Origin of the sequence: Paraburkholderia sp. HD33-4 (assembly GCF_021390635.1) — a bacterium.
In the GTDB taxonomy this organism is placed as follows: domain Bacteria; phylum Pseudomonadota; class Gammaproteobacteria; order Burkholderiales; family Burkholderiaceae; genus Paraburkholderia.
On the sequence record NZ_JAJEJS010000001.1, the window covers coordinates 3,124,744 to 3,148,602 of the forward strand.

The window sequence follows — 23,859 nt, forward strand, 5'->3', positions numbered from 1 at the left end:
TCCACAGTCAAGCTTGCGCGCTACCGGCGCGCCCTGCTCGCGCTATTCCGAGCGCTGCGGATTCAATTTGTCCGCATTCGAGTAGAGCTTGTTGAGCGCCGAGAAATACGCCTTCGCGGACGCCGCGACGATATCCGGATCGGTGCCTGTTCCGTTGACGATGCGCCCGGCCTTCGACAGCCGCACGGTCACTTCGCCCTGCGCCTGGGTGCCGGTCGTAATCGCGTTGACCGAGTACAGCAGCAGCTCGGAGCCGCTGCCCACTTCCGTTTCGATCGCGTTGAGCGTGGCGTCGACCGGACCATTGCCGCGCGCTTCACCGGTGATCTCTTTCCCCTCAACCGAGAACACGACCTTCGCGTGCGGCTGTTCGCCGGTTTCCGAATGCTGCGCCATCGACAGGAACTTGTAGTGCTCCTTCTCGTGCGCTTCCGCCGATTCCTCGTTGACAATCGCGATGATGTCTTCGTCGAAGATCTCCGACTTGCGATCGGCGAGTTCCTTGAAGCGCGCGAACGCGGTGTTCAGTTCGGCTTCGCTGTCGAGCGCGATGCCGAGTTCCTGCAGACGCTGCTTGAACGCGTTGCGCCCCGACAGCTTGCCGAGCACGATCTTGTTCGCGGTCCAGCCCACGTCTTCCGCGCGCATGATTTCGTAGGTATCGCGCGCCTTCAGCACGCCGTCCTGGTGGATGCCCGATGCGTGAGCAAATGCGTTCGCGCCGACCACGGCCTTGTTCGGTTGCACGACGAAGCCGGTGATCTGCGACACGAGCTTCGAAGCCGGCACGATCTGCGTCGTATCCAGCCCGACTTCGAGTCCGAAGTAATCCTTGCGGGTCTTCACCGCCATCACGATTTCTTCGAGCGACGTATTGCCCGCGCGCTCGCCGAGACCGTTGATCGTGCATTCGACCTGGCGCGCGCCGCCAAGCTGCACGCCGGCGAGCGAATTCGCGACCGCCATGCCGAGGTCATTGTGGCAATGCACGGAGAACACCGCCTTGTGCGAGTTCGGAATGCGCTCGCGCAGCGTTTTCACGAGCTGGCCATAGAGCTCCGGAACGCCGTAGCCGACCGTGTCCGCGATGTTGATCGTGGTCGCGCCTTCGGCGATCACCGCTTCCAGCACGCGGCACAGGAAGTCCATATCCGAGCGGCTGCCGTCTTCCGGTGAGAATTCGACGTCGTCGGTGAACTTGCGCGCGAAACGCACCGCGAGCTTGGCCTGCTCGAATACCTGCTCGGGCGTCATCCGCAGCTTCTTCTCCATGTGCAGCGGCGACGTCGCGATGAACGTGTGGATGCGGAAATGATCGGCCGGTTTCAGCGCGTCGGCGGCCTTCTGGATGTCCTTGTCGTTCGCGCGCGCAAGCGAGCAGATCGTGCTGTCCTTCACGAGGCCCGCGATCGTATGGATCGCGTCGAAGTCGCCGTTCGAGCTGGCCGCGAAACCCGCTTCGATCACGTCGACTCTCATCCGCTCGAGTTGCTTGGCGATGCGGATCTTCTCTTCCTTCGTCATCGACGCGCCGGGCGATTGCTCGCCGTCACGCAGCGTGGTGTCGAAAATGATCAGTTTGTCGGACATGTCGGGCCTCCTCGGGAGTCGCTCAGATGTGGGAATTGGTTTTGGAATGGGACGATGGGCGCCGCCGCTGGCGAGGTAGGGCGATCGCAATGATCGCGGCCGGTGCGCACGGAACGCAAAAAGGCATAAAGGCGTGAACGAAGCATGTTGGCGCGGCGCAGCGAACGGTCTTGGCGACCCGGGAAAATCGGCCACGCCGACGCACTGATCCGACGACTATAGCGGCATTCCAGCCACCGCGCAATCCACGCGGAGTCGGCCTGGGGCGCGGTCCGAAGCACCCCTGTCACGGCACGCACCAACGAAAAACGGCAGCCCGTGGGCTGCCGTTTTTTCGTACATCGCTGCGATGCAGCGCGGTTCAAATCGTCAACGGTCGTGCGACATCGAACGCGCCGGATTGGCCCGGCCGCGCACCGCCTGATACGCCCAGAACACGTAGCCGGACAGACCGTACAGCACGAACAGACCGAACAGCATCAGCGGCGGATCGGACGACACGAGAACGAACGCGACGACCACCAGCAGGATCACGCCGAACGGCACGCGATGCCGTACATCGAGCGCCTTGCCGCTGTAAAACGGCGCGTTCGACACCATCGTCACGCCTGCATAAATGGTCAGCACGAACGCGACCCACGGCAGCCAGACGAGCTTCAGCGGCACGCGGTTGTCGGTGGCGAGCCACACGAATCCGGCGATCAGCGCCGCCGCTGCCGGGCTCGGCATGCCCTGGAAAAAACGCTTGTCGACTACGCCGATGTTCGTATTGAAACGCGCGAGCCGCAGCGCCGCGCCCGAGCAATAGACGAACGCCGCGAGCCAGCCCCATCGGCCGAGGTCTTTCAGGATCCACTCGTACATCACGAGCGCCGGCGCGACACCGAACGACACCATGTCTGACAGGCTATCGAACTGCTCGCCGAACGCGCTTTGCGTATGCGTCATGCGCGCGACGCGGCCGTCCATGCCATCGAGCACCATCGCCACGAAGATCGCGATCGCCGCGATCTCGAAGCGCACGTTCATCGCCTGCACGACGGCGAAGAAGCCGCAAAACAGCGCGGCCGTGGTGAACGCGTTCGGCAGCAGGTAGATGCCGCGTTTTCTGAGGAATTGCTGACGCTGCGCGCGCCGGCTGTCGGCGGCCGGCGACTCCGTGACCACCGGCTTGTTGCGGCGAAACGGACGCGGCAGCGGTCCGCTGGTGCGGGGTCGACGCGGTTTGAATGCGGCCATTCGGACAACCTCCTGTATGCCGCTTTACAGCTCGGCGAGGATCGTGGACGACGCCGACACCTTCTCGCCGATCGACACGCGCGGACGGCTGCCCACCGGCAGATACACGTCGACGCGCGAACCAAAGCGGATGAAACCGTAACGCTGCCCGCGGGTCAGCGGCTCGCCCGCACGGACGTAGCAAAGAATGCGCCGCGCGATCAGCCCGGCAATCTGCACCGACGTGACCGTCTGGCCGCCGGCCATTTCGATGACGACCGCATTGCGCTCGTTTTCGAGCGAGGCCTTATCGACCGCCGCGTTCAGATATGCGCCGGGAAAGTATTCGACCTTCGAGATCGCGCCGTCGACCGGCGAGCGCTGCGAGTGCACGTTGAACACGTTCATGAAGACGCTGATCTTCAGCGCTTCGCGGTTCGCATAGGGGTCGTGCGCGGTTTCGACCGCGACGATGCGGCCGTCGGCGGGACACAGCACCGCGTTGGCCTGCGTCGGAATCGGACGCGCCGGATCGCGGAAGAACTGCACGACGAAGATGAGGATCAGCCAGAAAAGCCACGCAATGCCGAACCCCGCGAAGGCGTGAACCAGTAATGCAACGACGGCCGCGATGGCGATGAACGGCCAGCCTTCTCGCGCGATGATCGGATGAGGGTAATTCATGGATGGCTTCTGTGTTTTTGGAGGGTAGCCCCCCTTCCTCGCGGAAGAAGGGCCCCCTAAGAACCGTACGTGCGAGTTTCCCCGCATACGGCTCAAATCTACGAACAAAACCCGGTCTCAGGACCGGGCCGGCTTAGTTACCGCAATTTTACCTGCGTGCACCTGCTGATGGCAGTGTGGATGAAGCAGAACCCGATTCGAGAGAACGTCCATACCACCATGCATCCGATACTCTAGATGATGGTCGTGCCAGCCAGTCTCCTTTGTCAGGGCACAGCCACAATGCGAGCAAAGCCCGTCTTGTGACATATACAGTGAGATCCATTGCTTACGGTATCGCATGGAATGTTCCATGCGTGCCTGTCGCAACTTCTCGCCGTATTGCTCCCACTCTGGATCAAAGGGATTGAACGCTCCTTTGACCTTTTTGTGTCGCTTAATTTCCGTTCCACTAGTCTGGTACAGGCTAAGCAACCCCTTACCACCGTCTTCACGAGCTACAGGAACGGCAAACACCCAGTGTCGATTGCCTTCCGAGTGAAAATACTTCTTTCTCACCCATTCGGCGCTCTTGTTCAGATGCCGCCTCCTCGACCACCGCCAAAGCCTTCGGAAAATCAAAGACTCCATGCGGCTGTACGCTTCTTTGGCGACCACAGGACTGTGATATTGCGCCCAGCCCCGCAGCATCGGGTTCAGCAGTCGAATCAAATTCTCCTGCTTCACCGTCTTGTGACCACTGATCGTATCCGCCACCTTGCGATAGAACGTTTGCACGTTCTTCTTGCTCGGCTTGATGAGTAGCGTCCCCGAGTACTTACGGAAATTCCACCCAAGGAAGTCGAAGCCATCATCAATGTGAGTAATCCGCGTTTTCTCCTCGGACAGTTGCAGACCTCGAACGGCAAGGAATGCTTCTACCCAAGGTCGGACTTCCTCCTCCAGTATCTCTTTTGAGTCACCGGTAACTACGAAGTCGTCCGCATAGCGCACTACATTGACTTTGAGCTTGTTGGCTTTCGCGATTCCAAACTTCGCACCAAGGTGCGCCAGCAGTTCTCGCTCCAGCCCATTCAGCGTCACATTCGCCAGCGTCGGAGAAATGATCCCTCCTTGTGGCGTACCGGCCTCAGGCGCCTGAAGCTGCCCCTTGTAAATCAGGCCAGCTTTCAACCATTTCCGCAGGATTGCCCGGTCCATGAGGACATGAGTTTCCAGCCAGTCATGGTTGATATGGTCAAAGCAGCCCTTGATATCCGCTTCCAGCACCCAGCGAGCAGAGCCCTTCTGAGACATGGCAACGAAAATCTGCGACATAGCGTCGGCCGTCGAGCGATTTAACCTAAACCCGTAAGAGTTCGGGTCGCTCGTCGATTCCGACACCGGCTCCAGAGCCAACAGATACAAGGCTTGCATCGCCCTGTCCCGCATGGTCGGAATGCCCAGAGGGCGTTCCTTCCCATTGGCCTTGGGGATAAAAACTCTCCGTAGAGGCAGAGGCTTGTATCCACGCCGCTTCAACCTGCCGACAGCAAGCCATCGGCTTTCAGGCGAGTCCCACAGTTCGCGATCGACTCCAGCCGTTCGCGCACCCTGATTCTGCGTAACACGTCGCACCGCGTACAGCTTCGCGGACAACGTGCGGGTCAACATTCGTTGCAGGGTCTTCACCCTGCGCCAGTCGTTGTCCCGCGTCGCCTTCGCAATTCGAATCTGCATCCCTCTCACGTTTCGCTCAACCCGTCGCCAATCTACGGCGTACCAGTTGTCCGGCGCGTGGGAGAGCGCAGATCCGTCCGTTCGGACGGATACTCTCATGCTGCTCTCCTACTCGAAGAAGTGAATCCCGAGCGAAGAGCAGATCGCCCCTTGCGGGAGCGATTTGCTCCCGCAAGGGGGTTAGAAACATCAGCGGATGGCTAACGAGCCACCGCAATCACCTTTCCGGCTAAAGGGCTAGTCAGCCATCTTGCGACGGTAGACCAGACGGAAGTCTGCCCGCTTTCGCGTGGGGTAATGTCCCAACCCCTATCCGACCCATTACAGACCGGCTTTCGCTTTTTCCGTCATCCCATACCTGCACAGTCAACAGCGTCCCTCACGGTTCGCCTGCCGGCCAAACAACAACCGGCAACCATACAGGCTTACCACGTTCCCGGCATGTCACACGACTGACTTAGGTTCTGCCTATTCCCCGGCGGTCTGATGACGACGTAACCCGAATTTACAGCGGGTTATCCGACCGCACACCCGTTTGGTTGATGCCTATCAGCAGCTTTGGCACCGTCCTACTTACGAGGTTTATCAGCAGTTCACTTCCGTTAACCGTATCAGCCAGCCTAGCGCCTCAACCCCTTTGCTGCTTGGAGTCTCCGAGCAAACACCTCACGGCATTCACTAGTTCGATACGTCCGAAGGCTACATTGTTAGAAGAGCTTCACACCCCACCGTTACCAGTGACGCATGTCTTCCTAGGCTACTGCTGGTCGTACAGCAGGTTCACTATCTTCGACAAAACGGCTGTCGAGTTCGAACAATGACATACCGAGCTTGCGCTCGTGTTCTCATAACAAAACCGTTGCCCGAAGGCGCGGGATTTACATACTCCACTCCGCTTTGTCAGCGGAGTTGAAGCCGCTGATTGGGCGGAACCTGACGGTAATCAGGTCAATGCAATGCGATGGCCGGAGAAGTAAAGCACACCAGTCGTCGCATATAGCGATGCCCGGCATACCCATACCGGGATCGCTTCGTTACAAGAAGTGCAAAGACTACGAGGCTTCGTGAGGCCCCACATTGCACTTTCGCGGTCGGTTAGGCTCGTAATGACGCCCTCCTGATACCGCTAGTCGATGTCCCCTTACGTTGGGGACGACCCGGACACGAGCGTGCGTGTCGCACGTAAAACCGTAGGATAGCAAAAGCCGCCCAGGGTTCAGCACCCTTGGACGGCTTTTTGACTGGTCCGGCCGTCGCGCCGAAGCGCCGCGCCCGACCTCGTTACGTCGAGACGCTTAGTTCTTCGACTGGTCGACGAGCTTGTTCTTCGCGATCCACGGCATCATCGCGCGCAGCTTCGAGCCAACCTGCTCGATCTGGTGCTCGGCCGTCAGACGACGACGCGATTGCAGCGTCGGCGCGCCAGCCTTGTTCTCGATGATGAAGCTCTTCGCGTACTCGCCGGTCTGGATGTCGGTCAGTACGGCCTTCATCGCCTTCTTCGTTTCAGCGGTCACGATGCGCGGACCCGTCACGTACTCGCCGTACTCGGCGTTGTTCGAGATCGAGTAGTTCATGTTCGCGATGCCGCCTTCGTAGATCAGGTCGACGATCAGCTTCAGTTCGTGCAGGCACTCGAAGTACGCCATTTCCGGCGCGTAACCCGCTTCGACCAGCGTTTCGAAACCGGCCTTGATCAGGTCGACGGTACCGCCGCACAGCACGGCCTGCTCGCCGAACAGGTCGGTTTCGGTTTCTTCGCGGAAGTTCGTTTCGATGATGCCGGCACGGCCGCCGCCGTTAGCCGCCGCGTACGACAGCGCGATGTCGCGCGCCGCGCCCGACTTGTCTTGCGCAACCGCGATCAGGTGCGGCACGCCGCCACCTTGCGAGTACGTGCCGCGAACCGTGTGGCCCGGTGCCTTCGGCGCGATCATGATCACGTCGAGGTCGGCGCGCGGGATCACCTGGCCGTAGTGAACGTTGAAGCCGTGCGCGAACGCGAGCGCTGCACCCTGCTTGATGTTCGCGTGGACTTCCTTTGCGTACACGTCGGCGATCTGCTCGTCCGGCAGCAGCATCATGACGACGTCCGCGCCCTTCACCGCTTCCGCGACTTCCTTCACTTGCAGGCCAGCGTTTTCAGCCTTGCTCCACGATGCGCCGCCCTTGCGCAGACCGACCGTGATGTTCACGCCGCTTTCCTTGAGGTTCAGCGCGTGCGCATGGCCTTGCGAGCCATAGCCGATGATGGTGACCTGCTTGCCCTTGATGAGGGAGAGATCGGCGTCCTTGTCGTAGAAAACTTTCATGTCGGTTCCTTGGCTAGATTCGATGATTCAGAGAAATTCAGGTACTGCGAATGTTGTTATTGCCGGCCGGGCGATGCCGCGTTGCCCGGCCTTTCGATCGTGACGTCAGACCTTCAGAATGCGCTCGCCGCGACCGATGCCCGAGCTGCCCGTACGGACCGTCTCGAGAATCGCCGTGGAGTCGAGCCCCTCGATGAAGGCGTCGAGCTTATCGCTCGCCCCAGTCAGTTCGATCGTGTAGGTCTTTTCGGTGACGTCGATGATGCGGCCGCGGAAAATGTCCGACATCCGCTTCATCTCCTCACGTTCCTTGCCGACCGCCCTCACCTTGATCAGCATCAGCTCGCGTTCGATGTGGGCTCCCTCGGTAAGGTCGACCACTTTCACCACCTCGATCAGGCGGTTCAGATGCTTCGTGATCTGTTCGATCACGTCGTCCGAGCCAACGGAGACGATGGTCATGCGCGACAGCGAACGGTCTTCGGTCGGAGCCACCGTCAAGGTTTCAATGTTGTAGCCGCGTGCCGAGAACAGCCCCACCACGCGAGACAGCGCGCCCGGTTCGTTTTCCAGCAGGACGGAAATGATGTGTCTCATGTTTCGCTTCTTCCAGATGTAGTGTCGATGTCTGCGAGCGGAGCGGCGCCGCTTCGTCTGCCCTCGCCTTTTGTGAAGGCGCGCATCACGAAGCCAGCGCTGGATTTAACCAAACGCCCCGTCGTTAAAGATCTTCCGAACCCATGAGCATCTCGGTGATGCCCTTGCCGGCCTGAACCATCGGCCAGACGTTTTCGGTCGGGTCGGTCTGGAAGTCGAGAAACACCGTGCGATCCTTCAGACGCAGCGCTTCCTTCAGCGCCGGTTCCACATCGGCCGTGCGCTCGATGCGCATGCCCACGTGACCGTACGCTTCGGCGAGCTTCACGAAGTCCGGCAGCGCATCCATGTACGAATGCGAATAGCGCTTGCTGTATTCGATCTGCTGCCACTGGCGCACCATGCCCAGATAGCGGTTATTCAGCGAAATGATCTTGATCGGCAGGTCGTACTGCTTGCAGGTCGACAGCTCCTGAATGCACATCTGGATCGAGCCTTCGCCCGTGATGCACAGCACATCGTCGTCCGGATGGGCCATCTTCACGCCCATCGCGGCCGGCAAGCCGAAGCCCATCGTGCCGAGGCCGCCGGAGTTGATCCAGCGACGCGGCTTGTTGAACTTGTAGAACTGCGCGGCCCACATCTGGTGCTGGCCGACGTCGGAGCAAACGAACGCGTTGCCGTCGGTCAACTCCCACGCCTTTTCGACCACGTACTGCGGCTTGATGATCTCGCTCTTGCGGTCGAACTTGAGGCAGTCTTTCGAGCGCCAGCCTTCGATATCCTTCCACCAGTCGGCGAGCGCCGCGGTATCCGGGCCATGCTCGGCCGTCTGCAACTGCTCGATCAGTTCCTTCAGCACTTCCTTCACGTCGCCGACGATCGGAATGTCGACCTTGACGCGCTTGGAAATGGAGGAAGGATCGATGTCGATATGGATGATCTTGCGCGGTCGCGACGCGAAGTGATTCGGATCGCCGATCACGCGGTCGTCGAAGCGTGCGCCGATGGCAATCAGCACGTCGCAGTGCTGCATCGCCATGTTGGCTTCGTACGTGCCATGCATGCCGAGCATGCCGAGGAATTTCTTGTCGCTCGAGCGGTAGCCGCCCAGACCCATCAGCGTGTTGGTGACCGGATAGCCGAGCAGATCGACAAACTGGTTCAGCTCACGCGACGCATCCGCGAGCACGATGCCGCCCCCGGTGTAGATATACGGGCGCTTCGCCGACAGCAGCAGCGATACCGCCTTGCGGATCTGACCGGAGTGGCCCTTCGTGACCGGGTTGTACGAGCGCAGCGACACGCTCTTGATCGGCTCGTATTGGCACGGCGCCTTCGACACGTCCTTCGGAATGTCGATCAGCACCGGGCCGGGACGGCCGGTACGGGCAATATAGAAAGCTTTCTTGACGGTGGCGGCGAGATCGCGCACGTCCTTCACGAGGAAGTTGTGCTTCACGCAGGGACGCGTGATGCCGACCGTGTCGCACTCCTGGAATGCGTCCTGACCGATCGCGGCAGTCGGCACCTGGCCGCTGATCACCACCATCGGGATCGAATCCATATAGGCGGTGGCGATGCCGGTCACCGCATTGGTGACGCCGGGGCCGGAGGTCACGAGACACACGCCGACCTTGCCGGTGGAGCGGGCGTAGGCGTCGGCAGCATGCACGGCGGCCTGTTCGTGGCGCACGAGCACGTGCTCGAACTTGTCCTGCTTGTACAACTCGTCGTAAATGTAGAGTACCGAGCCGCCGGGATAGCCCCAGATGAACTCGACGTCTTCGTCGGCCAGTGCCTTCATGAGCACGGTGGCGCCGATAGAGTCTGCTTCGTGATGGGGGGTCGTATCCGACGTGGAGAATTCCGCGCTGGGCATATTCATTGATTCACCTTTCGAATTTTCGGCAAAAAATTGATCGGGTGCTCTCTGCCGGGCTCGTGACTCGGGTTCAAGCGGCGCGTCCAGTTGACAGGTGGGCTTCTTGGGCCACACCTCAATTGAGACAACTCACTTATGTTGCGAACCAGCGACGATAGCTGCTGGCGCGCTCGCGGTCAAGAAAATATTGCCAGCGGCTCGCGCGTAGGAGCAGGCGATCGGACGGAATGTCAACCGTCAGGAAAATGCAAGCTCACGCATGTTTCGCCCCTATCGGAGCAAAAGTTTGTTAGCATCCGCGAGTTTTACGACATTTTTCGACCGATTACGCGCACGCTTGCTGCGCCGACCCCACACGGATGGCATCAGACAAGGAACTCGCCGATTTTCTGGCGGGCGTCGAAAGGCGCGCGTTCAAGCAGACGGTCTACGCCGTGCGGGACGACGATGCGTCCCTCGACGTCGTGCAGGACGCGATGATCAAGCTCGCCGAGAAATACGGCGATCGTCCGGCGGCAGAGCTACCGCTGCTGTTTCAGCGTATTCTGCAGAATGCGACGCACGACTATTTCCGTCGTGCCAAAGTACGCAATACGTGGGTTAGTCTGTTCTCGTCGCTCGGCAATGCCGACGACGACGAATTCGATCCGCTGGAAACCTTCGAGGCCGAGGCGGGTTCGGCTGGCTCCGAGAGCAACGAACAGAAGCTCGAACGCGAGCAGGTCCTTCAGTTGATCGACGACGAGATCCAGAAATTACCGGCACGTCAACGGGAGGCGTTTCTCATGCGTTATTGGGAGGATATGGATGTCGCCGAGACTGCCGCCGCAATGGGCTGCTCCGAAGGCAGTGTGAAAACGCACTGCTCCCGGGCCACCCACACGCTCGCGCAAGCGCTCAAGGCGAAAGGAATCACGCTATGAGCTCCCTCGAAAACACAGAACTCGAGTTTGCGCGTCAACTGCGCCGCGCGCTCGACGAAAACACCGCCAGCCTCCCTTCCGCCACCGTCGACCGGCTCGCCGCTGCACGTCGCGCCGCGTTGGCGCGCAAAAAGCCCGAAACCGTCAGCGCGCCGGTGTTCGTGCCCGCGTTCGCCGGCATGCCGGCCGGGATGGCGGGGCTGCCGCAGGGAGGCCTCGAGCCGCGCCGCCGCTGGCCGCTGCGCCGCTTCGCGCTCGCGTGGCCGCTCGCCGCGCTGGTCGTGAGCCTGATCGGCATCGCATACTGGGAAGACCACCAGCGCACCGCCGAACTCGCCGATATCGATGCCGCCATGCTAAGCGACGACCTGCCGCTCAATGCCTATCTCGACCACGGCTTCAACGCGTATCTTTCACGCGCCCACTGAGCGGGAGATTCCTCGGGTGAGTTACAAGCGCGGCCTGGCCGTTGTTTTCGGATGCACGATCGCGGCCCTGGTGTCGTTTGTCGCGACCTATCCGCGCTTTCATCCGAGCCCGTCGTCGGTGAGCAATCCGTCGCCCGGCGTCAACGTCGCTGCACCCGCTCCCGCTCCCGCACTTTCCGTCGAATTGCCCGGCCTGCCGGGCAGCAACAGCCCGCTCGCATGGTCGCGCCTGAGTGCGGCCGACCATGTCGCGCTCGCGCCATTCGAATCCCAGTGGGACTCGTTTAGCGACGAACGCAAGCGCAAATGGATCAAGATCGCGTCGCGATACGCAAAGATGTCGCCGGATGCGCAAAAGCGTCTGCATGAGCGCATGAGCGAATGGGTGCGGATGACGCCCGATCAACGCCGCGTCGCGCGCGAGAACTACCAGGTTTCGAAGGAGTTGCCGCGCGAAGCCCGCCAGAACGCATGGAAAGCGTACCAGCAGCTGCCTGAAGAAACGAAGGAGCGGCTCGCCGCGAGCGAGCACAAGCGCCGCCCCAGCGTCGTCAGCGCGCCACCGTCGGCTCGCAACGAGATCAAGGGTATCGACCGGCTTGTGAACGCGCGCGAGCACGGTGCCAGCGCTACCGCGGCGGCGAGCGCCGCGCCGGCTGCCTCCGCGCCGGCCGCGGCCTCGCTGCCGTCGCCGCCCGCGATTCCGGCGGCGGGCAGCTTCGTGCCGGCGACGCCGGTGCCGGTGTCGCCAGCCGAGGCGCCGGCGATCTTCCACGGCTCCTGATTCCGATCCCGAGCCCGTTACATGTCCCAGCCGCTCGCCACCCCTACTCTGCCCGCCGCCGTACCCGACGGCATGGCGCCCACCGTCCGGCGGCGGCTCGCGGCATTGCTGTATGAAGCAGTTATTCTGTTCGGCGTCGTGTTTCTCGCCGGCTATCTGTTCAGTACGCTCACGCAGCAGCGCAACGGGCTTGCGCATCACAACCTGCTAGCCGCCTGGATCGCACTCGTGGTTGGCGTGTATTTCGTCTGGTTCTGGACCCACGGCGGCCAGACGCTGCCGATGAAAACCTGGCGGTTGCGGGTTGTTGGCGCTGATGGCGCGCCGGTTTCTGGTGGACGGGCGATTGGGCGTTATGTGCTCGCCTGGTTGTGGTTTTTGCCGCCGCTGGCGTTGCATCCGATGCTTGGGTTGCGGGTGCCGCAGACGCTCGTTATCGCGGGCGTCTGGTTCGTCGCGTGGGCCGCGAGCGGGCGTTTTGATCCGCAGCGGCAGTTTTTGCATGACCGGCTCGCGGGTACGCGGGTGGTAGCGGTTGGGCGCTGAGCGCGCGGGCTTGTGTTGACACCTTGGGCGGGGGCGGGCTTTTTTTGTTGTTCTGGCTTTGTTGGCCGCTCCCTGCTGTCTTATCGGTCTATTAGCGTTGCCCCTGTGCGGGGCGGCGCTTTTGTCGTTGTTCTGGCTTTGTTGGCCTTTCCTTGTTGCGTTATCGGTCTATTGGCGTTGCCCCTGTGCGGGGCGGCACCTACTTTCTTTGCTGCTGCAAAGAAAGTAGGCAAAGAAGACAGCTCAAACCGCTAACCCTTAAGCGGGTCCCTCGCTCTGCATGAGGTAGTGGTGCATCTGGAATCCGTGCTCCCGCACATTCCGCACCAGTGACAAGGCCGTCATTCCTCCGGCGGCGCTGCGCGCGCCGAATCCCCCTTCAAAAACCACTGGTTATCCCGGCGCGTCGCCGAGGCGAGCCGACGGCCCCCGCTGCGCGGGCCAAACCATTGGTTCTCCTGGCAGACCCGTCCGCGACGCACGCAGTGCGGAGTGGGAGGGATGATGGCTTTGTCACCGGAGCGGAATGTGCGGGGGCACGGATTCCAGATGCACCACTGCCCCCTCCAAGCCAGGGGACCCGCTTATGAGCTGGCGGTTTGAGCTGTCTTCTTTGCCTACTTTCTTTGCAGCAGCAAAGAAAGTAGGTGCCGCCCCGCACAGGGGCAACGCTAATAGACCGACAACACACAAGGAAAGGCCAACAAAGCCAGAACAACGACAAAAGCCCCGCCCCGCACAGGGGGCCCGACAACACAGCAAGAAAGGCCAACAAAGCCAGAACAACGACAAAAAGCACCGCCCCGCATGGGGCACAATTTCCGGCGCACAATGCCACTGGTGCCCCCCCCCCGCGCCGCCAGGCGCCCACCCGCCGCATGAGGATCGCCGCCGATGACCCGCTACCGCGATTTCCACCGCCGCTCGATCGACAACCCCGAAGCCTTCTGGCGCGAAGAAGCCCAACGCATTCACTGGCACACGCCATTCGGCACCGTGCTGGACCGCTCGAAACCGCCGTTCGCACGCTGGTTCGTCGGCGGCCGCACGAACCTCTGTCATAACGCGGTTGACCGTCATCTGGCCGAGCGCGCGCAGCAGAACGCACTCGTCTACGTATCGACGGAAACCGGCATCGAGCGGCACTACACGTACGCCGAACTGCACGCCGAAATCAACCGGATGGCCGCGGTCATGCGCTCGCTCGGCGTGAAGCGCGGCGAGGTCGTGCTGATCTATCTGCCGATGATCCCCGAGGCACTGTTCGCGATGCTCGCGTGCGCGCGGCTCGGTGCGATCCACTCGGTCGTGTTCGGCGGCTTCGCGGCGCCGAATCTCGCCGCGCGCATCGACGACGCGAAGCCCGTGCTGATCGTCACCGCCGACGCCGGCGCGCGCGGAGGCAAAGTGGTCGACTACACGCCGCTCGTCGACGAAGCGCTCGCGCGCGCGATGCACAAGACCCCGCACGTGCTGCTGATCGACCGGCAACTCGCACCCGAGCGTCTGAATGCGCCGTACCTCGTCGCCTACGAGCCGCTGCGCGAACAGTTTTTCGACGCCCACGTGCCGTGCGAATGGCTCGAATCGAACGAACCGTCGTACGTGCTGTACACCTCGGGCACGACCGGCAAGCCGAAGGGCGTGCAACGCGATGTCGGCGGCTATGCGGTCGCGCTCGCGGCATCGATGGAATACATCTTCGAGGGCAAGCCCGGCGACACGATGTTCACCGCGTCCGACGTCGGCTGGGTGGTCGGCCACAGCTACATCGTGTACGCGCCGCTGATCGCGGGGCTGACCACCGTGATGTACGAAGGCACGCCGATTCGCCCGGACGGCGGCATCTGGTGGCGGCTCGTCGAGCAGCACAAGGTCAACCTGATGTTCACCGCGCCGACCGCGATACGCGTGCTCAAGAAGCAGGACCCGGCACTGATGAAAGCAGCCGATCTGTCGAGCCTGCGCACGCTGTTTCTCGCCGGCGAACCGCTCGACGAACCGACCGCCGCATGGATCTCGAACGCGCTGAACAAACCGGTGATCGACAACTACTGGCAGACCGAAACCGGCTGGCCGATGCTCGCGATTCCGCGAGGCATCGAAGCACTGCCAACCAAGCTCGGCTCGCCGGGCGTGCCCTCGATCGGCTATAGCCTGACCGTGCGCGACGAGCTGAGCGGCGAGCCCTGCGCACCCGGCGAAAAAGGTGTGCTGACGCTCGACTATCCGCTGCCGCCGGGCTGCATGTCGACGGTATGGGGCGACGACAAGCGCTTCGTCAGCACTTACTGGGAGAGCGTGCCGAACCAGCAGGTCTATTCGACGTTCGACTGGGGCGTGCAGGACGAGGACGGCTACGTGACGATCCTCGGCCGCACCGACGACGTGATCAACGTCGCGGGCCATCGCCTCGGCACGCGCGAAATCGAGGAGGCGCTGTCGAGCCACGCGGCCGTCGCGGAAGTCGCGGTGGTCGGCGTGACCGATCCGGTCAAAGGTCAGGCGGCGATGGCCTTCGTCGTGCTGCGCGGCGCGCAAGCCGAAGGCGACCCGAGCGAGCGAGCGCGGCTCTCGGCCGAACTGACGATGACGGTCGACCGCCATCTCGGCTCGATTGCGCGGCCCGCGCGCGTGGTGATGGTATCGATGCTGCCGAAGACGCGCTCCGGCAAGCTATTGCGCCGCGCTATCGCGGCGCTCGCCGAGGGGCGCGAGCCGGGCGATCTGCCGACGATCGAAGATCCGGCCGCGCTGCAGCAGGTGCGCGACGCGCTCGGCGACGACAGGAAGAAATAAGCGGACGAACGAGCGGACGAACCCGCGGGCGCTCAGCCCGCGGTGTCCCGCGTGCCGAGAAAGCGCGCGAGGATCGCATTCGAATACGTGCCCGCGATCCCGGTCAGGAACGCCATGAACGAGCCCGGCGCGTGGTCGTCGGCGGTATCGGAGATCGTGCGCACGACCGCGCACGGCACGCCGTACTCGTAGCAGACCTGCGCGATCGCCGCGCCCTCCATCTCGACCGCGAGCGCATCGGGCAGCGCCTCGCGCAACGCCGCGACGGCCGCCGCGCTCGCGACGAACTGATCGCCGCTGACGATCAGGCCACAATGCACGCGCGGCTCGCGCGTACCGAAACGCGCCGCGCAGGCCGCTCCCTCCTCGGCGACGAACTGCTCACAGGCGGCCGTGAGACGCTCGGCGAGCGCCGCATCGGCCGCGAAGCGCGACATGCCGAGCAACGGCACCTCGAAGCGCGGAAACAGCGGCGACGCGTCGATATCGTGCTGCATCAGCGTGCTCGCGACGACGATATCGCCGACGTGCACCTCAACGCCGACCCCGCCCGCGACACCGGTGAACACGATCGCTTCGACATCGAACGCGTGAATCAGCGCGCTGACCGTCGCGGCCGCCGCGACCTTGCCGACGCGCGCGAGCGTGACCACGCACGGCGTGCCGTGCACGGTGCCGACGTGATAATCGCGCTGGCCGTGCGTGACCGTGCGCACACCCGCCTCCGCGCGCATCGCTTCGATCAGGTCGCCGAGTTCCTGCGGCAACGCGGCCAGAACGCCGAGCGGCCGCCGCGCACCATGGCTGATGTTCAAGGGTGTGCTCATTCCACCGCCTGCAATTTAGCCACCGCCAGCGCCAGCCACTTCTCGCCGTGCCGCTTGAAGCGCACCTGCGCCTTCGCGTCGGTGCCGTTGCCTTCGAGCGCGGTGATCGTGCCTTCGCCGAACTTCGTGTGGAACACCTGTTGACCGACGCGGAAGCCCGTTTCGGCCGCACGCTGCGCGTTCGCGAACGCGGGTGCCGGCGCGGAAGTCACCGCCGCCGTCGACGCCGAACCGCCACCGTAACCGGGCCGCGCGAACCAGTCGCGCCCGTAGCCAGCGTTGTCCGAGCGGCCGCCCCAGCGCGAGCCCGCCTCGACCTTCGGCGTGAGCCACTTCAGCGTTTCCTGCGGCAATTCGTCGAAGAAGCGCGAGCGAATGTTGTAGCGGGTCTGGCCGTGCAGCATCCGGCTCTGCGCAAACGACAGGTACAGCCGCTCCTTCGCGCGCGTGATCGCGACGTACATCAGGCGCCGCTCTTCTTCGAGGCCGTCCGACTCCATCGCGCTGTTCTCGTGCGGGAACAGCCCTTCTTCGAGACCGGTGATGAACACCGCGGTGAATTCGAGGCCCTTGGCCGCGTGCACGGTCATCAGTTGCACCGCTTCCTGGCCGGCCTGCGCCTGGTTATCGCCCGCTTCGAGCGATGCGTGCGACAGGAAGCCCGCGAGCGGGGTCATCGTGTCGGGGTTCTGCGCCGGATCGGCGATGCCCGGCGCGTCGAGCACCACCGTGTTCGGATCGTCGGTTGCAACCGCGAGTTCGGGTGCGGCGCTCGCGCCCGGGCGCAGCGGAATCGAGCGCGCGGGCGTATCGATCCCGTAGCCCTCCTCGCTGACGAACGCGGCGGCCGCATTGACGAGTTCCTGCAGGTTTTCGAGGCGATCCTGGCCTTCGCGCTCGTTCTGATAGAAGTCGGCGAGACCGCTCGCGCGGACCACGTACTCGACGGTTTCCGGCAGGCTCATCTGCTGTGTGTCGGCGCGCATCTTGCCGATGAGGTTCGCGAACGCGACGAGGCTCGAACCGGCTTTGCCGGCGACGTACGGAATCGCCGCGGCCATCGCGCAGTTGTACAGACGCGCCGCGTCGGCAAGCTGTTCGATCGAACGCGCGCCGATGCCGCGGGTCGGGTAATTGACGACGCGCGCGAACGCGGTGTCGTCGTTCGGGTTATCGATCAGGCGCAGATACGCGAGCGCTTCCTTGACTTCCCGCCGCTCGAAAAAGCGCAGGCCGCCGTACACGCGATACGCGATGCCCGCGTTGACGAGCGTGTGCTCGATCGTGCGCGACTGCGCGTTGCTGCGGTAGAGCACGGCGATTTCGCTGCGCGACAGGCCGGTGTTGATCAGTGCGCGAATCTCTTCGACGATCCAGCCGGCCTCCTGCGAATCGGTTGCCGATTCGTAGACGCGCACCGGTTCGCCGTGGCCTGCGTCGGTGCGCAGATTCTTGCCGAGGCGCCGCGAGTTGTTCGCGATCAGCTGGTTGGCGGCATCGAGAATATGGCCGTGCGAGCGATAGTTCTGTTCGAGCTTGATGAGATTGCGCACGTTGAACTCGTGCTCGAAGTCGCGCATGTTGCCGACGTTCGCGCCGCGGAACGCGTAGATCGACTGGTCGTCGTCGCCGACCGCGAAGATTGCGTTGTGCTGTCCCGCGAGCATCTTGAGCCACGCGTACTGCAGCTTGTTGGTGTCCTGAAACTCATCGACGAGGATGTGCCTGAAGCGCGCCTGGTAATGCGCGCGCAGCGGCGGATTGTGCGCGAGCAGTTCGTAGCAGCGCAGCAGCAGTTCGGGGAAGTCGACGACGCCTTCGCGCTGGCACTGCTGATCGTAGGCTTCGTAGAGCTCGACGAACTTGCGATTGAAGTTGTCGGTGGCATCGACGTCTTTGGGACGCAGGCCCTGCTCTTTGGCGTTGTTGATGAAGTACTGGAGGTTTTTCGCCGGGTACTTTTCGTCGTCGATGTTGAGGCCCTTCATCAGGCGCTTGATCGCCGACAGCTGGTCCGCGGTATCAAGAATCTGGAAGGTGGCGGGCAGCCCGGCGTCGCGGTGATGCGCGCGCAGCATCCGGTTGCACAGGCCGTGGAACGTGCCGATCCACATGCCGCGCGTATCGATCGGCAAGAGCGCCGAGAGGCGCGCCATCATTTCGCGGGCGGCTTTGTTGGTGAAGGTCACCGCGAGGACGGTCGCGGGGGACGCGAGGCCTTGCTGGATCAGCCACGCGATGCGGGTGATCAGAACTCGGGTTTTGCCGCTCCCCGCGCCCGCCAGGATCAGGGCGGGCTCATTCGGGAGTGTGACGGCGGCGTGTTGTTCGGGGTTTAGATTCGAGAGGAGGTCAGGCATGTTTTTCGCGGAGCGCAGTTCGGGGGACATTATATGCCCCGGCGGGGGCTGGGCTTTTTTTGGTTCTTCTGGATGAGGGTTGGAGTTTTTCGTTGTTCTGGCTTGGTTGGCCTTTCCTTGCTGTGTTGTCGGGCCCCGGTGCGGGGCGGGGCTTTTGTCGTTGTTCTTGCGTGGTTGGCCTTTCCTTGTTGTGCTATCGGTCTATTAGCGTTGCCCCTGTGCGGGGCGGCACCTACTTTCTTTGCTGCTGCAAAGAAAGTAGGCAAAGAAGACAGCTCAAACCGCTAACTCTTAAGCGGGTCCCCCGCTCCGCATGAGTTAGTGGTGCATCTGGAATCCGTGCTCCCGCACATTCCGCACCTGTGACAAGGCCGTCATCCCTCCGGCGGCGCTACGCGCGCCGAATCCCCGTTCAAAAACCACTGGTTGTTCCGGCGCATCGCCGAGGCGTAGCCGACGGCCCCGCTGCGCGGGCAAAACCGTTGATTCTCCTGGCAGACCCGTCCGCGACGCACGCAGTGCGGAGTGGGAGGGATGATGGCTTTGTCACCGGAGCGGAATGTGCGGGGGCACGGATTCCAGATGCACCACTGCCCGCTCCGAGCCAGGGGACCCGCTTATGAGCTGGCGGTTTGAGCTGTCTTCTTTGCCTACTTTCTTTGCAGCAGCAAAGAAAGTAGGTGCCGCCCCGCACAGGGGCAACGCTAATAGACCGCTAACACAACAAGGAAAGGCCAACCACGCAAGAACAACGAAAAAAGCGCCGCCCCGCACAGTGGCAACGCCAACAGACCGATAACACAACAAGCAAAGGCCAACCAAGCCAGAACAACGAAAAAAACGCCGCCCTGCCCAAGGGCACCATCCAAACCCAGCCGCCGGCCGGCAAAACCCCCTCCCCAGCTATAATCAACCATTCTCCGCCTCCAAAATCCTGCCTTTAACCAGAAACATGAGCGACACCCCGAGCGACCCCACCTCGACGCTTGCAAAAAGCTTCGAACCCCACACCGTCGAAGCCCACTGGGGCCCTGAATGGGAAAAGCGCGCCTACGCCGCACCCTCCTTCGACGCGAACCGCAAGGATTTCTCGATCCAGCTGCCGCCGCCGAACGTCACGGGCACGCTGCACATGGGCCACGCGTTCAACCAGACCATCATGGACGGCCTCACCCGCTATCACCGCATGCTCGGCGAGAACACGCTGTGGGTGCCGGGTACCGACCACGCGGGCATCGCCACGCAGATCGTCGTCGAACGGCAGCTCGACGCGCAGGGCGTGTCGCGCCATGACCTCGGCCGCGAGAAGTTCGTCGAGCGCGTGTGGGAGTGGAAGCAGCAGTCCGGCTCGACCATTACGAATCAGGTGCGTCGTCTCGGTGCGTCGATCGACTGGTCGCGCGAATACTTCACGATGGACGACAAGATGTCGGCCGCCGTGCGCGACGTGTTCGTGCGTCTGTATGAACAGGGTCTGATCTATCGCGGCAAGCGCCTCGTGAACTGGGACCCGGTGTTGCTCACCGCCGTGTCCGACCTCGAAGTCGTCAGCGAGGAAGAAAACGGCCACCTGTGGCACATCCAGTATCCGCTGACCGACGGCTCGGGCCATCTGACCGTCGCCACCACCCGTCCGGAAACCATGCTCGGCGACACCGCCGTGATGGTGCACCCGGAAGACGAGCGCTACGCGCATCTGATCGGCAAGACCGTCACGCTGCCGCTGTCGAACCGCGAAGTGCCGATCATCGCCGACGACTACGTCGACCGCGAATTCGGCACCGGCGTCGTCAAGGTCACGCCCGCGCACGATTTCAACGACTACCAGGTCGGCCTGCGCCACAAGCTGCCGCAAATCGAAATCCTGACGCTCGACGCGAGAATCAACGACAACGCGCCCGAAAAATACCGCGGTCTCGACCGTTTCGACGCCCGCAAGCTGGTGGTCACCGATCTCGAGACGCTCGGCGTGCTCGAATCGGTCAAACCGCACAAGCTGATGGTGCCGCGCGGCGACCGCACCGGGGTCGTGATCGAGCCGATGCTGACCGACCAGTGGTTCGTCGCGATGAGCAAGCCCGCACCCCAAGGCACGTTCAATCCGGGCAAGTCGATCGCCGAAACCGCGCTCGACGTCGTACGCAACGGCCAGATCAAATTCGTGCCGGAAAACTGGACCACCACCTACTACCAGTGGCTCGAAAACATCCAGGACTGGTGCATCTCGCGTCAGCTGTGGTGGGGACATCAGATTCCGGCGTGGTACGGCGAGAGCGGCGAGGTGTTCGTCGCGAAGACCGAAGAGGAAGCCCGCGCGAAGGCCGCCGCGGCCGGCTACGCCGGCTCGTTGAAGCGCGACGAAGACGTGCTCGACACGTGGTTCTCGTCCGCTCTGGTGCCGTTCTCGTCGCTCGGCTGGCCGAACGAAACAGAAGAGCTGAAGCACTTCATGCCGTCGTCGGTGCTCGTCACCGGTTTCGACATCATCTTCTTCTGGGTCGCGCGCATGGTCATGATGACCACGCACTTCACCGGCAAGGTGCCGTTCGACACGGTCTACGTGCACGGCCTCGTGCGCGACGCCGAAGGCCAGAAGATGTCGAAGAGCAAGGGCAACACGCTCGACCCGATCGATATCGTCGATGGCATCGAGCTCGACGCGCTGGTCGCGAAGCGCACCACCGGCCTGATGAATCCGAGGCAGGCCGCATCGATCGAGAAGAAGACCCGCAAGGAGTTTCCGGACGGCATTCCGGCGTTCGGCACCGACGCGCTGCGCTTCACGATGGCGTCGATGGCCACGCTCGGCCGCAACGTCAATTTCGACCTCGCTCGCTGCGAGGGCTACCGCAACTTCTGCAACAAGCTGTGGAACGCCACGCGCTTCGTGCTGATGAACTGCGAAGGCCATGACTGCGGTTTCGGCCAGCCGGCGCAATGTGGTGAATGCGGGCCAGAAGGCCATCTGCATTTCTCGCAGGCCGACCGCTGGATCGTGTCGCAACTGCAGCGCGTGGAAGCGGAAATCGCCAAGGGCTTTTCCGACTATCGTTTTGACAATGTGGCCAACGCCCTATACAAGTTCGTATGGGACGAATATTGTGACTGGTACCTCGAACTCGCCAAGGTCCAGATCCAGACGGGTCAGCCGAACCAGCAGCGCGCCACGCGCCGCACGCTGTTGCGTGTGCTCGAAACGGTGCTGCGCCTCGCGCATCCGGTGATCCCGTTCATCACTGAAGCGCTGTGGCAGAAAGTGGCGCCGCTCGCGGGCCGCTACCCCGAAGGCAAGGCCGACGGCGAGGCGTCCATCATGGTGCAGCCGTACCCCATCGCGGAGCCGTCGAAGCTTGATGAAGACGCCGAGCAGTGGGCGGCCGACCTCAAAGCGATGATCGATGCTTGCCGCAATCTGCGCGGAGAAATGAACCTGTCGCCGGCGGTCAAGGTGCCGTTGCTCGCCACCGGCAACGCGGAGCGCCTTGGTACGTTCGCGCCCTATGCTCAAGCGCTGGCGCGTCTGTCGGAAGTGCAAATCATCGCCGACGAGGCCGCGCTCGACGCCCAGGCGGATGGCGCGCCGATTGCTATCGTAGGAACCGACAAGCTCGTGTTGAAGGTCGAAATCGACGCGGCGGTCGAACGCGAGCGCCTGTCGAAAGAGATCACGCGATTGAGCGCCGAAATCGTCAAATGCAACGGTAAGCTGCAGAATCAGGCGTTCGTGGCGAAGGCGCCGGCCGCGGTCGTGGAACAGGAGCAGAAACGGCTTGCGGATTTCGAAGCCACCGTCGGCAAGCTGAAAGCCCAACTGGCCCGCCTGCCGGCCTGATCGACGCGCCCGCCCTCCTCAACGGCGGGCAAAGATTTAACCAGAGGACTCAGGGTATTCACATGCTAAAAGTTACGAAGGCGGTTTTTCCGGTAGCAGGTCTTGGCACCCGCTTCCTCCCCGCCACCAAGGCTAGCCCGAAGGAGATGCTGCCGATCGTCGACAAGCCGCTGATTCAGTACGCTGTCGAAGAGGCCATGGCGGCCGGCATCACCGAAATGATCTTCGTCACGGGCCGCAGCAAGCGCGCGATCGAAGACCATTTCGACAAGTCCTATGAGATCGAGGCCGAACTCGAGGCGCGCGGCAAGGACAAACTGCTCGAACTCGTGCGCAGCATCAAGCCGAGCCACGTGGACTGCTTCTACGTGCGCCAGGCAGAGGCGCTGGGCCTCGGCCACGCGGTGCTGTGCGCCGAGAAGCTGGTCGGCGACAACCCGTTCGCCGTGATCCTCGCGGACGACCTGCTGTACGGCACGCCGCCCGTGATGACGCAGATGATCGAGGTGTTCGATCACTATCACAGCTCGGTGATCGGCGTCGAAGAGATCCCGCCGCAGGACACGAAGTCGTACGGCATCGTCGACGGCAAGGAGTGGGAAGACTCGATCATCAAGATGTCGGGCATCGTCGAAAAGCCGGAGCCGAGCGTGGCGCCGTCGAACCTCGGCGTGGTGGGCCGTTATGTGCTGAAGCCGCGCGTCTTCGATCATCTGCGCTCCATCAAACCGGGCGCAGGCGGTGAGTTGCAGTTGACGGACGCGATCCAGTCGCTGCTCGCCGACGAACAGGTGCTCGCGTACAAGTATCACGGCACGCGTTTCGACTGCGGCAGCAAGCTGGGCTATCTGAAGGCGACTGTCGAGTTCGCGCTGCGTCACCCGGAAGTGGCCGCCGATTTCGAAGAATATCTGCGCACCCGCTCGCCGGTCCTCGAAGGCTGACACCAAAACCCAGGCTGAAACGAAGAAGGCGCTGTGCCCCGAATAATGGGGACAGCGCCTTCTTTTTTACATCGGACGGACGGATTTACCGAATGCCGCTCAACGACGCCGCATCAGAAACGTAAATACCTTGTCATGCGCCGAACTTTCGACGATCTCGTTGCCGGTCTGCTTCGCGAACGCGGCGAAATCGCGCTGCGAGCCGGGATCGGTGGCGAGCACCTTGAGAATCTGGCCGCTTTCCATGTCGGCGAGCGCCTTCTTGGCGCGCAGGATGGGCAGCGGGCACATGAGCCCGCGCGCATCGACTTCCTTGTGAATCTGAATTTGCATCGACGATGACCTTGGGGACGGGGCGTCGCTGACGACGCCGGACAGAGCGTCAAATTCTACAGCAGGCGGAGCACCGCC

At 62.6% G+C, this 23,859-nt stretch carries 18 protein-coding genes; 7 read left to right on the plus strand and 11 right to left on the minus strand.

Translation table 11 applies throughout. The features are described from left to right. Positions 1-42 precede the first annotated feature (42 nt). The 7 genes from L0U84_RS13835 to L0U84_RS13865 all read right to left on the minus strand — a co-directional run bounded on the left by L0U84_RS13835 (position 43) and on the right by L0U84_RS13865 (position 10,008). Positions 43-1,590, minus strand: a complete 1,548-nt coding sequence (locus L0U84_RS13835) for a 2-isopropylmalate synthase (protein WP_233850563.1) — start codon at positions 1,588-1,590, stop codon at positions 43-45. Between the two features lie 369 nt (positions 1,591-1,959). Continuing rightward, on the minus strand, positions 1,960-2,829 hold the full coding sequence (gene pssA, locus L0U84_RS13840; protein ID WP_233850564.1) for a CDP-diacylglycerol--serine O-phosphatidyltransferase: 870 nt from the start codon (positions 2,827-2,829) through the stop codon (positions 1,960-1,962). Between the two features lie 24 nt (positions 2,830-2,853). After that, entirely contained in the window at positions 2,854-3,492 is a 639-nt protein-coding gene (locus L0U84_RS13845; RefSeq protein ID WP_129959634.1) for a phosphatidylserine decarboxylase, read from the minus strand. Between the two features lie 117 nt (positions 3,493-3,609). Continuing rightward, positions 3,610-5,310 carry a group II intron reverse transcriptase/maturase gene (ltrA, locus tag L0U84_RS13850; RefSeq protein WP_233850565.1) on the minus strand — a complete coding sequence of 567 codons (1,701 nt, stop codon included), beginning with the start codon at positions 5,308-5,310 and terminating at the stop codon, positions 3,610-3,612. 1,196 nt (positions 5,311-6,506) lie between these two features. Then, positions 6,507-7,523, minus strand: coding sequence for a ketol-acid reductoisomerase (ilvC, locus tag L0U84_RS13855; RefSeq protein ID WP_008920617.1), 1,017 nt, complete (start codon positions 7,521-7,523; stop codon positions 6,507-6,509). Between the two features lie 105 nt (positions 7,524-7,628). Then, on the minus strand, positions 7,629-8,120 hold the full coding sequence (gene ilvN, locus L0U84_RS13860) for an acetolactate synthase small subunit (RefSeq protein ID WP_008920618.1): 492 nt from the start codon (positions 8,118-8,120) through the stop codon (positions 7,629-7,631). Positions 8,121-8,244: 124 nt separating this feature from the next. After that, positions 8,245-10,008: an acetolactate synthase 3 catalytic subunit gene (locus L0U84_RS13865; RefSeq protein ID WP_233850566.1), complete on the minus strand. Its 1,764-nt coding sequence runs from the start codon at positions 10,006-10,008 to the stop codon at positions 8,245-8,247. Between the two features lie 356 nt (positions 10,009-10,364). Between L0U84_RS13865 and L0U84_RS13870 the strand changes: the two genes are divergently transcribed. The 5 genes from L0U84_RS13870 (at position 10,365) to L0U84_RS13890 (ending at position 15,485) form a co-directional block, all read left to right on the plus strand. Then, entirely contained in the window at positions 10,365-10,928 is a 564-nt protein-coding gene (locus tag L0U84_RS13870) for an RNA polymerase sigma factor (protein ID WP_233850568.1), read from the plus strand. Further along, on the plus strand, positions 10,925-11,356 hold the full coding sequence (locus tag L0U84_RS13875; RefSeq protein WP_233850570.1) for a DUF3619 family protein: 432 nt from the start codon (positions 10,925-10,927) through the stop codon (positions 11,354-11,356). The genes L0U84_RS13870 and L0U84_RS13875 overlap by 4 nt, the downstream gene beginning before the upstream one ends. A gap of 16 nt (positions 11,357-11,372) precedes the next feature. Next, positions 11,373-12,140 carry a DUF3106 domain-containing protein gene (locus L0U84_RS13880; protein WP_233850572.1) on the plus strand — a complete coding sequence of 256 codons (768 nt, stop codon included), beginning with the start codon at positions 11,373-11,375 and terminating at the stop codon, positions 12,138-12,140. A gap of 21 nt (positions 12,141-12,161) precedes the next feature. Beyond that, positions 12,162-12,686 (plus strand): RDD family protein, encoded by a 525-nt coding sequence (locus L0U84_RS13885; RefSeq protein ID WP_233850573.1) that lies wholly within the window; start codon positions 12,162-12,164, stop codon positions 12,684-12,686. A gap of 894 nt (positions 12,687-13,580) precedes the next feature. After that, complete coding sequence (locus tag L0U84_RS13890; protein ID WP_233850574.1) at positions 13,581-15,485, plus strand: propionate--CoA ligase; 1,905 nt, start codon at positions 13,581-13,583, stop codon at positions 15,483-15,485. 32 nt (positions 15,486-15,517) lie between these two features. On the opposite strand, the gene L0U84_RS13895 is transcribed toward L0U84_RS13890, so the two are convergent. The 3 genes from L0U84_RS13895 to L0U84_RS13905 all read right to left on the minus strand — a co-directional run bounded on the left by L0U84_RS13895 (position 15,518) and on the right by L0U84_RS13905 (position 19,589). After that, a complete protein-coding gene (locus L0U84_RS13895) occupies positions 15,518-16,312 on the minus strand; it encodes a 5'-methylthioadenosine/adenosylhomocysteine nucleosidase (protein ID WP_233850575.1) in 795 nt (264 codons plus the stop codon). Beyond that, entirely contained in the window at positions 16,309-18,672 is a 2,364-nt protein-coding gene (locus L0U84_RS13900) for a UvrD-helicase domain-containing protein (RefSeq protein ID WP_233850576.1), read from the minus strand. The genes L0U84_RS13895 and L0U84_RS13900 overlap by 4 nt, the downstream gene beginning before the upstream one ends. Positions 18,673-19,376: 704 nt before the next feature. After that, positions 19,377-19,589 carry a hypothetical protein gene (locus tag L0U84_RS13905; RefSeq protein WP_233850577.1) on the minus strand — a complete coding sequence of 71 codons (213 nt, stop codon included), beginning with the start codon at positions 19,587-19,589 and terminating at the stop codon, positions 19,377-19,379. Positions 19,590-19,624: 35 nt separating this feature from the next. Between L0U84_RS13905 and L0U84_RS13910 the strand changes: the two genes are divergently transcribed. Together L0U84_RS13910 and galU are read left to right on the plus strand one after the other, a co-directional pair. Then, the gene (locus tag L0U84_RS13910) at positions 19,625-22,504 is read left to right on the plus strand and encodes a valine--tRNA ligase (protein WP_233850578.1); all 2,880 of its coding nucleotides are present in this window, start codon (positions 19,625-19,627) and stop codon (positions 22,502-22,504) included. 62 nt (positions 22,505-22,566) lie between these two features. Beyond that, the gene (gene galU, locus L0U84_RS13915; protein WP_233850579.1) at positions 22,567-23,448 is read left to right on the plus strand and encodes a UTP--glucose-1-phosphate uridylyltransferase GalU; all 882 of its coding nucleotides are present in this window, start codon (positions 22,567-22,569) and stop codon (positions 23,446-23,448) included. Between the two features lie 99 nt (positions 23,449-23,547). On the opposite strand, the gene L0U84_RS13920 is transcribed toward galU, so the two are convergent. Continuing rightward, positions 23,548-23,775, minus strand: coding sequence for a sulfurtransferase TusA family protein (locus tag L0U84_RS13920; RefSeq protein WP_026225937.1), 228 nt, complete (start codon positions 23,773-23,775; stop codon positions 23,548-23,550). Positions 23,776-23,859: the final 84 nt, after the last annotated feature.

What these genes read in the sequence shown, in the direction of transcription:
- L0U84_RS13835 (WP_233850563.1), bottom strand. Translation starts at nt 1,590, where the DNA reads ATGTCCGACAAACTGATCATTTTCGACACCACGCTGCGTGACGGCGAG.
- pssA (WP_233850564.1), bottom strand. Translation starts at nt 2,829, where the DNA reads ATGGCCGCATTCAAACCGCGTCGACCCCGCACCAGCGGACCGCTGCCG.
- L0U84_RS13845 (WP_129959634.1), bottom strand. Translation starts at nt 3,492, where the DNA reads ATGAATTACCCTCATCCGATCATCGCGCGAGAAGGCTGGCCGTTCATC.
- ltrA (WP_233850565.1), bottom strand. Translation starts at nt 5,310, where the DNA reads ATGAGAGTATCCGTCCGAACGGACGGATCTGCGCTCTCCCACGCGCCG.
- ilvC (WP_008920617.1), bottom strand. Translation starts at nt 7,523, where the DNA reads ATGAAAGTTTTCTACGACAAGGACGCCGATCTCTCCCTCATCAAGGGC.
- ilvN (WP_008920618.1), bottom strand. Translation starts at nt 8,120, where the DNA reads ATGAGACACATCATTTCCGTCCTGCTGGAAAACGAACCGGGCGCGCTG.
- L0U84_RS13865 (WP_233850566.1), bottom strand. Translation starts at nt 10,008, where the DNA reads ATGAATATGCCCAGCGCGGAATTCTCCACGTCGGATACGACCCCCCAT.
- L0U84_RS13870 (WP_233850568.1), top strand. Translation starts at nt 10,365, where the DNA reads ATGGCATCAGACAAGGAACTCGCCGATTTTCTGGCGGGCGTCGAAAGG.
- L0U84_RS13875 (WP_233850570.1), top strand. Translation starts at nt 10,925, where the DNA reads ATGAGCTCCCTCGAAAACACAGAACTCGAGTTTGCGCGTCAACTGCGC.
- L0U84_RS13885 (WP_233850573.1), top strand. Translation starts at nt 12,162, where the DNA reads ATGTCCCAGCCGCTCGCCACCCCTACTCTGCCCGCCGCCGTACCCGAC.
- L0U84_RS13890 (WP_233850574.1), top strand. Translation starts at nt 13,581, where the DNA reads ATGACCCGCTACCGCGATTTCCACCGCCGCTCGATCGACAACCCCGAA.
- L0U84_RS13895 (WP_233850575.1), bottom strand. Translation starts at nt 16,312, where the DNA reads ATGAGCACACCCTTGAACATCAGCCATGGTGCGCGGCGGCCGCTCGGC.
- L0U84_RS13900 (WP_233850576.1), bottom strand. Translation starts at nt 18,672, where the DNA reads ATGCCTGACCTCCTCTCGAATCTAAACCCCGAACAACACGCCGCCGTC.
- L0U84_RS13905 (WP_233850577.1), bottom strand. Translation starts at nt 19,589, where the DNA reads ATGGTTGATTATAGCTGGGGAGGGGGTTTTGCCGGCCGGCGGCTGGGT.
- L0U84_RS13910 (WP_233850578.1), top strand. Translation starts at nt 19,625, where the DNA reads ATGAGCGACACCCCGAGCGACCCCACCTCGACGCTTGCAAAAAGCTTC.
- galU (WP_233850579.1), top strand. Translation starts at nt 22,567, where the DNA reads ATGCTAAAAGTTACGAAGGCGGTTTTTCCGGTAGCAGGTCTTGGCACC.